Source organism: Nocardiopsis sp. LDBS1602 (genome assembly GCF_035818715.1).
GTDB lineage: Bacteria > Actinomycetota > Actinomycetes > Streptosporangiales > Streptosporangiaceae > Nocardiopsis > Nocardiopsis alba.
This window is the reverse complement of record NZ_JAYLVW010000003.1, coordinates 60,230-72,188: the sequence shown is the minus strand read 5'-3', so window position 1 is coordinate 72,188 and position 11,959 is coordinate 60,230. Positions and strand designations below refer to the sequence as shown.

Genomic DNA, 11,959 nt, shown 5'->3' with positions numbered 1-11,959 from the left:
AGTTGGTGATGCCGGAGGACGTGCTCGACGCCTACGAACGCTCCGAACCGGAGTCCGCGCCCGAGACCGGTCTGAAGACCGTCCGGAACCCCGAGGACATCGGTGACGTCGGTACCGCGGACCGTGCCGGTCTGGAGGACGGCGACGAGATCGGCGGGTCCTCCCACACCGCGCCGGGCAACATCGCCAAGTCGACGGCGATCATGGCGGTCGGCACGATCGCCTCCCGCGTGACCGGGTTCGTCCGGACCATCGTCCTGGCGGCGGCGATCGGCACCCAGCTCCTGGGCGACGCCTATCAGACCGCGGGCATGGTCCCGTACATGATCTACGACCTGCTCATCGGCGGGTTGTTGGCCAGTGTGTTCGTACCGTTCCTCGTCAAGCGGCGCAAGCTGGACCCCGACGGCGGCGACAAGACAGAGCAGCGGCTCGTCACCTTGATGCTGCTGGCGCTGTTCGTACTGACCCTGGTGTCCGTGCTGATCGCGGAGTGGTTCATCCGGATCTACGCGGGCGGCTTCAGCGGCTCTCAGTACGAGGTCTCGGTGATCCTGGCCCGTTACCTGGTGCTCCAGATCTTCTTCATCGGCGCCAGCGGTCTGGCCAGCGCGATGCTCAACGCGCGCAACAGGTTCGGGGCCCCGATGTGGGCGCCGGTGCTGAACAACGTCGTCATCATCGGCATCTGCGTGTGGTTCCTGTCCATCGCGGGCCCGGGACGCTCCCCCGACACGGTGACCCAGAGCGAGCTGGCCCTGCTGGGGCTGGGCACCGCCCTGGGGCAGGTCGTCCAGGCCGCCGTGCTCGTGTGGGCGCTCGCGGCGGCCGGTTTCCGTTGGCGTCCCCGCCTGGACCTGCGCGGTTCGGGTCTGGGCGAGGCGGCCGGCGCCGCCTCCTGGATGATGCTCTACATCGTGGTCGCCCAGGTGGGCGCGCTCGTCTCCACCAACGTCGCCACGCGCGCCGGTTCGATGGCGGCCGAGCTGGGCTTCGACACCGGTTCGGGCATCGCCGCGTACAAGTTCGCGTCGATGCTGTTCCAGCTCCCGTACGCGATCATCGCGGTCTCGGTGATCACCGCCCTGCTGCCCCGAATGAGCGAACACGTCGCCGCCGGCCGTAAGGACCAGGTCCGCAGCGACTTCTCCCGGGGCTTCCGCCTCTCCTCGGTCCTGATCGTGCCGATCTCGGTGGCGATGATCGTCTTCGCCGTCCCGTTCTGCGTGATGATCTACGCGCAGGGCAGCACCAGCGCCGAGGACGCCGCCGCGATCGGCCGGATCCTCATGGTCTTCTGCGTGATGTTGATCCCCTTCACGCTGTTCCAGCTCCAGATGCGCGTGTTCTACGCGCTGGGCGACACGCGGACGCCCGCGCTGGTCTCGATCCCCTCCGAGATCGCTCACGCGGTCACGGCGATCGCGCTGCTGTTCGTGTTGGCGGAGAGTCCGCAGCACATCGTGGTGTGGCTGCCGCTCCCCTACGGGCTGTACTACATCGTGGGCTCGATCATCATGTGGTACATCCTCCGTAAGAGACTCAACGGGTTGGACGGGCGCCGCACCCTGGCGACCCTGTTCAAACTGCACCTGGCGGCCGTGCCCGCCGCGGTGTTCGGTGTCCTGATGATCTTCGTCTTCAGTGGTCTGCCCGGTGAGCTGTGGCCGGCGCTCGGGGCGATGGTGGCCGGGGGGCTGGTCGGTGCCGTACTGTTCGTGGTTGCCGCCAAGTTCCTCAATGTGACCGAAGTCACTGCGTTCCTTGATTTGGTCAAGACCCGCCTGCGACGCCGCTGATCACCTGGAATGGCCGACGTTGGGCGATCGGACCCGGATATGCCCCGGAAAGTGAATGAGTAGCCAATGTCCTCCAAAGAGGCTGTTCACGCGTCCTAGCATGGACAGACACCGCTTGACCACCAGAGCATCGTTTATCCGAGCTGCCCGAAGGGAGGCTGGGGACAGCAGACAGGGCCGACCCCCTCGCGTGAGCCCGCAAGGAGCACGCGCGACCCAACGGCACTGGCACCCGTCACTCCCATCATGAGCACCTTTCTGATCGAACCCGGGGCGAAGCTGGCCAACCGCTACCGACTCGACCACGTGGTGAGCGAGACCGGTGGAGCGACCCGCTGGAAGGCCACCGACGAGACGCTGGCGCGTCCTGTCGCGGTATGGACCTTCACCGAGGGTTTCCCCCGAACATCCGAGGTCGTCCGCGCGGCGAGGGCCACGAGCCGTATCCCCGACGCGCGCGTCACCCAGGTCTTCGACGCCGACGACACCACCCCCGTCCCCTACGTGGTCGAGGAGTGGGTCATCGGCTCCTCCCTGGCCGAACTCCTCGCCCAGGGCCCCATGGAGCCCGAGCGCGCCGCGGGTCTGGTCGCCGAGGCGGCCGAGGCCATCGCCGCGGCGCACGCGGGGGGTCTCCACCACCTGTGCCTGACCCCCGGCAAGCTCATGTGGAGCAGCGGCGGGGCCGTCAAGGTCACCGGCATCGGTGTCGACGCCGCGCTGCTCGGCAGCAACATCGCCGACCCCGCGGCCGTCGACACCCAGGGCCTGGGCAACCTGCTCTACGCGGCCCTCACCGGGCACTGGCCCGGTGGGCCGCAGAGCGGTCTGCCCGGTGCCCCCCAGGGCCCCATGGGCCCCTACCCGCCCGGCCAGCTCCGCCAGGGCATCAGCGACCAGCTCGCCACCATCACCACCCGCGCGGCCCTGCCGCAGTTCGCGGGCCAGATGGTGCCCGGCCCGCCGATCACCACACCGGCCGACTTCTGCGCGGCCCTGGCCGAGGTACCGCGGCTCATCCCGCTGCCCGTGGCCCCTCCGGAGGCCACCCCTCCGCCGGAGCAGGGCACCTCGCGGCGCACCGGAGAGTTCGGCGCCACCGGCCCCCGACGCAGTTCGCGCAACGCCTCGGCGCCCGCACGGAGCTCTTCCCGGCCCGCCCCGGCCCGGGAAGAGGAGTACACCGACCGCGAACGACGCCCGTCCGCCAGGCGACTGGTGATCGGGGCCCTGGCCCTGCTCCTGTTCGCCGCCGTGGTCACGGGGGCCTGGGTCGTCGGCTCCATGATGCGCCCCGGCGACGAGGGCGAGACCGAGGCCGACTCCGGATCCGAGACCACCGAGGAGACGGTCGACAGCGCCGACCTGGAGGTCCTGCCGATCTCCTCGTCCACCGGGTTCGACCCGTTGGGCGACGGCTCCGAGCACGACGCCAACGCGCCCCGGGCCCACGATGGCGATCCGTCCACCCAGTGGAACACCGAGGGCTACAACGACCCCATGGGCACCGAGAAGAGCGGTGTCGGTCTGCTCCTCGACCTCGGCTCCTCCCAGGAGGTCCACGAGGTGGACCTGACCCTGCCCGCCCGTGAGTACGGGGTCCAGGTCAGGGTCGGGGACACGAACTCGGTCTCCGACGACGCCTCCCTGGACGCCGGTCTCCCGGTCGCCTGGGAGGGTTCGATCAACGGCGAACAGGTCGTCACCCTCGACGAGAGCGTCTCCGGACAGTACGTCCTGATCTGGTTCACCTCCCTGCCCACGGACGAGGGTCGCTACCGTGGGAGCATTGTCGAAGTCGAGGTACGCGGACTCTAGATTCTCGAGTGACGGGGTATGTGATCAGCGCTGATGGAAGCGGCCCAGGAGCTTCCCGACAAGGAGCTGTTGTCGAGGCACGCTCAAGGTGACGAACAGGCGTTCGCGGTACTCGTTCGCCGACACCGTGAGCGCCTCTGGGCTGTCTCCATCCGGATCATGGGCGACCCGGAGGAGGCCTCCGACGCCCTCCAGGACGCCTTCCTGTCCGCCTTCCGCGCCGCCGACCGTTTCCGCGGCGAGGCACAGGTCACCACCTGGCTGCACCGGATCGTGGTGAACGCCTGCCACGACCGGCTCAGACGCAGGAAGGTACGTCCCGCCACACCGACCGAGGACGAGACCCTCGACGTCATCTCCAACGAACGGCTCGGGCGCACCGGCGGTGCGCCCGACCACGCCTCCCGCACCGAGGCCCGGCTGGACGTGCACGCGGCGCTGGAGCTCCTGCCCCTGGACCAGCGCATGGCACTGACCCTGGTGGACATGCTCGGCTACCGGGTGGACGAGGCCGCCGAGATCCTCGACGTGGCCCCGGGCACCATCAAGAGCCGGTGTGCCCGAGGTCGCGCGAAACTTCTTCCGTCTCTGGCCCATCTAAGGAACCCCGCATCTCCCCGAGACGTCACATCTGAGAGAGGAGGTGCCAACCCATCGTGACGTCCCATCCAGACGTGGAGGCACTCGCCTTCTTCGCCGAGGACCTTCTGGACCCCGACGAGGAACGTTCGGTCGCCGACCACATAGAGACCTGCGCGACCTGCGCGACCACCCTCGACGATCTCGCGGGGGTCTCCAGAACGCTCGCCGGGACACCGGCCCCCGCGATGCCGCGGGACGTCGCCGACCTCCTCGATGACGGGATCGCCCGTGCCGTCGCCGAACGCGCGGCGAACGAGGCTACGGACGAGACGGGACACGAGGCGCCTCCCGTCGAGGAGAACAGGCCCGCCACGGTGGTCCCGTTCACCCCGAAACGACGCGGCCTCGGGCTGCCCAGGCTCATGATGGTCGCCGCCGCCTCCGTCTTCGTGATCGGTGGCGGTACCGCCGTCCTCACCAACGTGCTCTCCGAGGACCGGGCCGACCAGGGCGTCGCCTCCTCTCCTCTGACGGAGGAGAGCGAATCCGACCCCGACATCACCCGGTCCTACTCCACCGAGGCCCTGGAGAGCGGCACGGCCTACACCGAGGAGCGGCTCGCCGAACAGGCCTCCCGGGTCCTGGCCATGACCGAGGAGGGAGAGAGCGGCACGGGCCCCGGTGTCCAGACCCTCTCCTCCGACCTCCCCGCCGGCGCCCAGGAGTGCGTGACCCTCTATGAGGAGGCCACCGGTTCCCGTGTGACGTTGCTCGACGACGCCCTCTGGGAGGGGGGATCCGAGAGCGGCGAACGCGCCTGGGTCCTGTTCGTCCGTGACGCCGACGGCGCCTCCGTGGTGGTCCTCGACCCGACCTGCGCCCGAGGCGGCGACGTCACCGAACAGGTACTCTCCGAGAAGCGTCTCTAGGAGCCGGGGCGGATCAGGCCGCTCTCGTAGGCGACCACGACGAGCCCCACACGGTCCCTGACCCCCAGCTTGGTGAGCAACCGCCCCACATGGGTGCGGGCAGTCGCGGGGCTCAGATGCAGCTCGGCGCCGATCTCCTGGTTGGACATCCCCCGGCCGACCAGGGCCAGAACCTCGCGCTCCCGATCGGTGATCCCCTCCAGTCGCCGGTCCGCCCCCGGTGGCGGCTCCACCTCCACCAGCCGTTCGACGACCCTGCGGGTGACCCCAGGCGAGAGGAGGGCCTCCCCCGCGGCGACCGTGCGGACCGCCTCCCTGAGCTCTCCGGGACCCGCGTCCTTGAGCAGGAAACCGGCGGCCCCCGAACGCAGCGCCCCGAACACGTTGTCGTCCTCACCGAAGGTGGTCAGCACGACCACCCGGGTGTCGACATGTCGGCGACCCGACACATCGGTACGTCGGCGTTCCAGCTCCCTCAGGACGTCCAACCCGTCCAGGACCGGCATTTGCAGGTCCAGCAACAGGACGTCGGGACGGAAGCGGTCGAGCTCCACGAGGGCCGCGCGGCCGTCGGACGCCTCCGCCACCACCTCGATGTCCCCGTCCCGTTCCACCAGGGCCCGCACACCGGCGCGGACCAGAGGCTGATCGTCGGCCAACAGCACCCGGATCACGTCCCACCTCCGAGGGGGAGTCGCGCCCGTACCCGGAACCCGCCGGCCGGATCGGGGCCGACCTCCAGCGTCCCCTCCGCCATGCGCACCCTCTCCCGCATACCCGTCAACCCGCTGCCCTCTCGTACCGGTGTCCGCACGGATCCTCCGTCGTCGGTGATCGTGACGGTGAGTCCGTCCCCGTCCCGTGCCATCAGGACCCGGGCGTGACGGGCCCCCGCGTGCCGGAGCGTGTTGGTGAGCGCCTCCTGGACCACCCGGTAGGCGACCGCGTCGACCAGCCCCGGCAGCCCCTCTCCCGGGGAACCGGACACCTCCACCCGGACCCCGGCGTCCCGGACCGAGGAGGCCAACGCCTCCAGGTGGGCCAGGCCGGCCACCGGCTCGACCTCTCCCCCGGGATCGCGCAGGGCCCGCACCGTGGCCCGCAGGTCCCGCAGCCCCTCTCTGGCGGCCCGGGAGACGTGATCCAGCTCCGCCCTCGCCACCGACGGATCCTCCACGCCCTCCTCCAACGCCTCCGAGGCGACCGCCGAATGCAACGAGACCACCGACAGATGGTGGCCGACCGCGTCGTGCAGGTCCCTGGCGATCCGGGTGCGTTCGCGCGCCGTCCGTTCCGCGGCCTCCGCCTCCCGCGCCTGGGCGTCCAGCACGGCGATGCGCCGCCGTTGCCGCGCGCCCTCGCGCCGTTGTCGCGTTCCGTCCCCCAGCGCGATCGCGGCGCCCATGATCGCGACGGTGGACGCCAGTTCGTAGCCGAGGAGATAGGCGGGGTCCTGTCCCTCCCCCAGCCTGATGAGGGTGGAGAGCGACAGGAGCGCCGTCGCCCCTCCGACCGCCCACCGGGTGTGCCCGGCCTCCGCCGCCGAGTACAACGCCCCGGCCAGGGGGACCGCGAGGCCGATCGTGGGCAGGTCGATCACGTAGTTGGCGACGACCAGGACACAGGTGGCCGCCAGGACGAAGAGGGGCCGACGGCGTCGGACGAGCATGAGGGCGCCGAGGACCACCGCCAGCCCGTATCCGAGCGGCTGGTTCCCCCTCCCGCTGACATCCGCGCCGACCGCGATCGCCACCACGGCGAAGACCGCGAAACCGAACAGCAGGTCGACGACGAGGGCGTGGCGGGTGGACTGCTCCGGCGGCGGCTCCGTCATGCGCCGATTCTACGAAGCGGGGGTGTCCGCTCCACCGGCCTTCGAGCGCGCGTCGGTACGCGTTCGGACGTAATGGTGAGCGCCCGGGATCCGACGCCGACGTCGAGACCGCGACCTAGCGTCGTCGACGTCGAACCGATCGCGTCGTCACGACGCCCGTCCCGGGAGGTAGCCGTGGGAGAACGGACACCGTCCACTTCGCGAGGCCCGTGGTCCGAGATCCCCTGGCCGCTCGTGCTGGGGCTCGGAGCCTTGGCGCTGATCCGCCCTTTGCTGAACGTCACGGGGATCGCCGACGCGCTCTCCCCCGGACCGACCGTCCCCGTGGTGACGACCGTGGTGATCACCGCGGTATGGGTGACCGCGGTGGTGGTGGCCCGGGTCCCCCGCCCCCTTCTCACCCTCGTCCACGCCGGGCTGGCCTACGGGGTGTTCGCCGTCGTGTCGAGCGCCATACTGTCACCGCTCCTCCAAGGAGAGCTCCAAGGGCCGCTCACCCACCCCTTCGCGCCGGTCTCGGTCCTGGCCGTGAACGCCCTCTGGGGCGCCCTTTCCGGGCTGCTCGCCCTGGTGGCGCGCGCGGCGCTCGACCGCGGTGCCCACCACCCCTGAGGGACATACCCCTCCTGGGTAAGCCGCGGGGATGTCGGACCGGGAATGCGGGGCCTCTACCATCGGTTGTGCTAACCATCTTTCCCCTCCGGTCACGCCACCGTGGCCAGGGCAACGACTGTGAAGGGCCTACGAGCGTGAGTGACGTCCGTAATGTGATCATCATCGGTTCCGGTCCGGCGGGTTACACCGCCGCCGTGTACGCCGCGCGCGCAGAACTGCGCCCCCTGGTCTTCGAAGGGTCCATCACCGCCGGCGGCGCTCTGATGAACACCACCGAGGTGGAGAACTTCCCCGGCTTCCCCGACGCGATCATGGGCCCCGACCTCATGGACAGCATGCGCAAGCAGGCCGAGCGCTTCGGTGCCGAGCTCGTCCCCGAGGACGTCACCTCGGTGGACCTGACCAAGCCGGTCAAGGAGGTCACCGCGGGCGACGAGACCTTCCTCGCGCACACCGTCATCCTGGCCACCGGTTCGGGCTACCGCGAGCTGGGCGTGCCCGGCGAGAAGGAGCTCTCCGGCCGCGGCACCTCCTGGTGCGCCACCTGTGACGGTTTCTTCTTCCGTGACCAGGACATCGCGGTCGTCGGCGGCGGCGACACCGCGATGGAGGAGGCCCTCTTCCTCACCCGCTTCGCCAAGTCCGTGACGGTCATCCACCGCCGTGACGAGCTGCGCGCCAGCAAGATCATGGCCGACCGTGCCTTCGCCAACGACAAGATCTCCTTCCTCTGGGACACCGAGGTCACCGAGGTCCTGGGCGAGGACCGCGTCAGCGGCCTGAAGCTGCGCAACACCCGTACCGGCGAGGGCGACACCCTGGACGTCACCGGGCTGTTCGTCGCGATCGGCCACGACCCGCGTGTGGAGCTCTTCAAGGACCAGATCGACCTCGACGAGGAGGGCTACGTCCAGGTGGAGTTCCCGTCCACCCGTACCAACCTCGAAGGCGTCTTCGCCGCCGGCGACGTGGTCGACCACCAGTACCGTCAGGCGATCACCGCCGCGGGCACCGGCTGCTCGGCCGCCCTGGACGCCGAGCGCTTCCTCGCCGAGCACGGCAACTGACCCCCACCTCCCACCCTTTTCCGTCGATCCAAGGAGAACCGAGCAGTGTCGACCGTCAAGACCGTCACCGATGCCGACTTCAAGGAAGAGGTCCTCTCCAGCGACCTTCCGGTCCTGGTGGACTTCTGGGCCGACTGGTGCGGCCCCTGCAAACAGATGGCCCCGGTTCTGGACAAGCTGGCCGAGGAGCACGGCGCCAAGCTCAAGGTCGTCAAGCTCAACACCGACCAGAACCCGCAGACGCCCCGTGAGTACAACGTCATGTCGCTGCCGACCATGAACGTCTACAAGGACGGCCAGGTCGTCAAGCAGCTCATCGGCGCCAAGCCCAAGCGCGTCCTGGAGAAGGAGCTCGCCGAGTTCCTGTGATCGGGAGGCCGGAAGCACACGAAGGGCCCGCGGGGATCACCCCGCGGGCCCTTCGCCGTTCTCGGCTCGATGTTCCACGTGAAACATCGAGCCTCGCGTCCTCAGTTCTCGATCTGGCGGATGATCCGTTCCAGGTCCTCGACCGTCGCGAACTCCACGACGATCTTGCCCTTACGCCGGCCGATGTCCACCTTCACCGTGGTGTCGAGTCGGTCGCCGAACCGGGTCGCCCACTCCTCGACCTGAGGAGGATTCTCCATCCTCCCCGCCTGGACCCGGCGCGGCTTCTCCTCCTCCGGGATCTCCCGCAGGGAGACGATCTCCTCCAGGGAGCGCACCGACAGGCCCTCGTTGATCACCCGTTGGGCCAGGCGATCCTGAGCCTCGGGATCGTCGATCGACAGGAGTGCGCGTGCGTGTCCGGCGCTGAGCACACCGGCCGCGACCCTCGTCTGCACCTTCGGTGAAAGGTTGAGCAGACGCAGCATATTGGCGATGTAGGGACGCGACTTACCGACCTGCTGGGCGAGCTCCGCCTGGGTCGTGCCGAAGTCGTCCAGCATCTGCTGGTAGGCGGCGGCCTCCTCCAACGGGTTGAGCTGCTGCCGATGGAGGTTCTCCAGGAGGGCCTCCCGGAGCAGTTCGTCGTCCTCCGTCTTACGGACGATCGCCGGGATCCGCTCGAGCGAGGCGAGCCTGCTCGCGCGGAACCGACGCTCGCCCATGATCAGCTCGTAGCGCGGCCGGTCGCCGCCCTCGACCTTGCGGACCACCACGGGCTGGAGCAGACCGACCTCGACGATCGACTCCCGCAGTTCCTCCAAGGCCTCGTCGTCGAAGTGCGTCCTGGGTTGTCGGGGGTTGGGGACGATGTCGGAGAGGGCGATCTCCTCCAGGTAGGTGCCGTCCGGCAACTCCTTGGGATCCTCGGTCTTCGGAGGTTCGGTCACCGGAGCCACCGGAGCCACCGGGGCCGCCGGGATCACCGCGGGGTTCACCGTCTCTCGAACACTCTCCCCCGGCGCGGGGACCGCCGGCCCCTGCGGGATGAGTGCCCCCAGCCCCTTGCCCAATCCGCGCCGCTGCTGACTCACCGGCAATTCCCTTCACATTCCTAGCGTGCCGTCCGTCCGACCGGAGAACGGGTGTTCCACGTGAAACAATCGGCGTCAGCCGACACCGGGCCCCTCGGCCCGATGCGCGATCTCGCGCGCCGCTTCGAGGTAGGCCATCGCCCCGGTGGACATGGGGTCGTAGGTCATGACCGACTGGGCGTAGCTCGGCGCCTCGGAGACACGGACACTCCTCGGCACCTGGGTTCTCAGGACCAGGTCGCCGAAGTGGGAACGCACCTCGTCGGCCACCTGCTGGGAGAGCCGGGTCCGCGCGTCGTACATCGTCAGCAGAATCGTGCTGACCGAGAGCCCCGTGTTCAGGTGGGACTTGACCAGCTCCACGTTACGCAGCAGCTGCCCCAGGCCCTCCAGCGCGTAGTACTCGCACTGGATCGGGATCATGACCTCGTCGCACGCCACCATCGCGTTGACCGTCAGCAGGCCGAGCGAGGGCGGGCAGTCGATGAGGATGTAGTCGAGGTCGGAGGTGTCGTAGGCGCTGAAGGCCCTCTTGAGCCTGGCCTCTCGCGCGACGAGGGAGACCAGTTCGATCTCGGCGCCGGCCAGGTCGATCGTGGCGGGGGCGCACCACAGGTCGGGGATGTCCGGGACCGGCTTGGCCAGCTTCCGGATCTCTTCGTCCTCCACCAGACAGTGGTAGATGGACCGGGTCTGATCGTCGCGCTCCATACCGAGAGCGGTGGAGGCGTTCCCCTGCGGGTCGAGGTCGACCACGAGGACACGCTGGCCGTGCATGGCCAGGGCCGCGGCGATGTTGACCGTCGTGGTCGTCTTACCGACGCCGCCCTTCTGGTTGGCGACGCTGATCACCCGGCAGGACCGGGGACGAGGCCAGATCTCCTCGCGTCCTCGGCCGGACATGGCCGAACGGGCCGCCTGGGCGAGGGGGGTTTCGGGAGCGCCACCGTGAGCCGCCCCCCATGTTTCACGTGAAACAGGGGACTGACCCACCGCTGGATCCGCCGGTGCTCCAGGGGAAACATCGAGCAGGTCTCCATAGGCGCCTACCGGTGTTTCACGTGAAACACCGGCGTTGTCGGCTGGGTTCTGGGACACGAATGAGTTCACCTCTTCCGTCCGCGTTTCTTCTTGCCGCCCCGTCTCTTCTTCTGGGAACCTCCGGATCGGGACGGACCACCGTCGGATGTCACCGTGACGCGAACGACCGTGGTAGCGGGATCGACTTTACCCCGACCCACCCTGATCACATCGCACGCACTGGGCCGCAGTTTCGAAACGTCTTTCTCGGCCTCCGCGAGTTCGGCCTCCGCCTGCTCCCCCTTGAGGGCCAGCAGGCTGCCGTCCTTGCGCAACAGAGGTAGCGACCAACCGGCCAATCGGGAGAGCGGAGCCACCGCACGAGCCGTGACGAAGTCGGTGTAGAGCTCCCCGTGGGCCTCTTCCGCACGCCCTCGACGCACCGTCACGTTCTTCAGCCCCAGCAGTTCGACCGCCTCGTCGAGGAAGACGGTCCGTCGCAGCAGAGGCTCCAAGAGGGTCATCCGGATGTCGGGACGTACCAGGCCGAGCACCAGCCCGGGCAGGCCGGCACCCGATCCGACGTCCACCACCTCCGCGCCCTCCGGAAGCAACTCCTCGACGACGGCGCAGTTGATGAGGTGCCTCTCCCAGAGGCGGGGCACCTCCCGGGGGCCGATCAGCCCACGCCGCACACCATCGTCGGCGAGAAGTTCGGCGTAGCGGATGGCCACGGGCAGGCTGTCGCCGAACACCGCCTCCGCCTGCGGGGGCGGTGCGGGGAGCGTAGCGCCGGTCTCCTCAGCGCCCGAGGTCATCGGTCACCACCTGT

Annotated in this window: 12 protein-coding genes; 7 read left to right on the top strand and 5 right to left on the bottom strand. The window is 69.2% G+C overall.

All coding sequences use genetic code 11. The features are described 5' to 3' along the window. Positions 1–8 precede the first annotated feature (8 nt). The 4 genes from murJ to U9J66_RS12390 all read left to right on the top strand — a co-directional run bounded on the left by murJ (position 9) and on the right by U9J66_RS12390 (position 5,128). The gene (murJ, locus tag U9J66_RS12405) at positions 9–1,799 is read left to right on the top strand and encodes a murein biosynthesis integral membrane protein MurJ (RefSeq protein ID WP_234305899.1); all 1,791 of its coding nucleotides are present in this window, start codon (positions 9–11) and stop codon (positions 1,797–1,799) included. 246 nt (positions 1,800–2,045) lie between these two features. After that, on the top strand, positions 2,046–3,617 hold the full coding sequence (locus U9J66_RS12400; RefSeq protein ID WP_326337735.1) for a protein kinase family protein: 1,572 nt from the start codon (positions 2,046–2,048) through the stop codon (positions 3,615–3,617). A 33-nt stretch (positions 3,618–3,650) separates the two neighbouring features. Beyond that, on the top strand, positions 3,651–4,277 hold the full coding sequence (gene sigM, locus U9J66_RS12395) for an RNA polymerase sigma factor SigM (protein ID WP_014912916.1): 627 nt from the start codon (positions 3,651–3,653) through the stop codon (positions 4,275–4,277). Then, a complete protein-coding gene (locus U9J66_RS12390; protein WP_326337734.1) occupies positions 4,274–5,128 on the top strand; it encodes an anti-sigma factor family protein in 855 nt (284 codons plus the stop codon). Before sigM ends, U9J66_RS12390 begins: the two co-directional genes overlap by 4 nt. Here U9J66_RS12390 and U9J66_RS12385 read toward each other — a convergent pair. Together U9J66_RS12385 and U9J66_RS12380 are read right to left on the bottom strand one after the other, a co-directional pair. Continuing rightward, entirely contained in the window at positions 5,125–5,802 is a 678-nt protein-coding gene (locus tag U9J66_RS12385; protein WP_326337733.1) for a response regulator transcription factor, read from the bottom strand. The genes U9J66_RS12390 and U9J66_RS12385 overlap by 4 nt on opposite strands. Next, positions 5,799–6,962, bottom strand: coding sequence for a sensor histidine kinase (locus U9J66_RS12380; RefSeq protein WP_326337732.1), 1,164 nt, complete (start codon positions 6,960–6,962; stop codon positions 5,799–5,801). Before U9J66_RS12380 ends, U9J66_RS12385 begins: the two co-directional genes overlap by 4 nt. Before the next feature lie 174 nt (positions 6,963–7,136). Between U9J66_RS12380 and U9J66_RS12375 the strand changes: the two genes are divergently transcribed. The 3 genes from U9J66_RS12375 (at position 7,137) to trxA (ending at position 9,013) form a co-directional block, all read left to right on the top strand. Then, the gene (locus tag U9J66_RS12375) at positions 7,137–7,574 is read left to right on the top strand and encodes a hypothetical protein (protein ID WP_014910065.1); all 438 of its coding nucleotides are present in this window, start codon (positions 7,137–7,139) and stop codon (positions 7,572–7,574) included. A gap of 137 nt (positions 7,575–7,711) precedes the next feature. Next, positions 7,712–8,644, top strand: a complete 933-nt coding sequence (trxB, locus tag U9J66_RS12370; protein WP_014912754.1) for a thioredoxin-disulfide reductase — start codon at positions 7,712–7,714, stop codon at positions 8,642–8,644. A 45-nt stretch (positions 8,645–8,689) separates the two neighbouring features. Further along, positions 8,690–9,013 (top strand): thioredoxin, encoded by a 324-nt coding sequence (trxA, locus tag U9J66_RS12365; protein WP_014912343.1) that lies wholly within the window; start codon positions 8,690–8,692, stop codon positions 9,011–9,013. A 101-nt stretch (positions 9,014–9,114) separates the two neighbouring features. On the opposite strand, the gene U9J66_RS12360 is transcribed toward trxA, so the two are convergent. The 3 genes from U9J66_RS12360 to rsmG all read right to left on the bottom strand — a co-directional run bounded on the left by U9J66_RS12360 (position 9,115) and on the right by rsmG (position 11,945). Then, complete coding sequence (locus U9J66_RS12360; protein ID WP_326337730.1) at positions 9,115–10,107, bottom strand: ParB/RepB/Spo0J family partition protein; 993 nt, start codon at positions 10,105–10,107, stop codon at positions 9,115–9,117. A gap of 75 nt (positions 10,108–10,182) precedes the next feature. Beyond that, positions 10,183–11,010, bottom strand: a complete 828-nt coding sequence (locus U9J66_RS12355) for a ParA family protein (protein WP_187294547.1) — start codon at positions 11,008–11,010, stop codon at positions 10,183–10,185. 203 nt (positions 11,011–11,213) lie between these two features. Further along, complete coding sequence (gene rsmG / locus U9J66_RS12350; RefSeq protein WP_041561778.1) at positions 11,214–11,945, bottom strand: 16S rRNA (guanine(527)-N(7))-methyltransferase RsmG; 732 nt, start codon at positions 11,943–11,945, stop codon at positions 11,214–11,216. Positions 11,946–11,959: the final 14 nt, after the last annotated feature.

Coding starts and splice junctions, on each gene's coding strand:
- sigM (WP_014912916.1), top strand. CDS start 3,651: ATGGAAGCGGCCCAGGAGCTTCCCGACAAGGAGCTGTTGTCGAGGCAC.
- U9J66_RS12380 (WP_326337732.1), bottom strand. CDS start 6,962: ATGACGGAGCCGCCGCCGGAGCAGTCCACCCGCCACGCCCTCGTCGTC.
- U9J66_RS12400 (WP_326337735.1), top strand. CDS start 2,046: ATGAGCACCTTTCTGATCGAACCCGGGGCGAAGCTGGCCAACCGCTAC.
- rsmG (WP_041561778.1), bottom strand. CDS start 11,945: ATGACCTCGGGCGCTGAGGAGACCGGCGCTACGCTCCCCGCACCGCCC.
- murJ (WP_234305899.1), top strand. CDS start 9: ATGCCGGAGGACGTGCTCGACGCCTACGAACGCTCCGAACCGGAGTCC.
- U9J66_RS12355 (WP_187294547.1), bottom strand. CDS start 11,010: ATGTCCGGCCGAGGACGCGAGGAGATCTGGCCTCGTCCCCGGTCCTGC.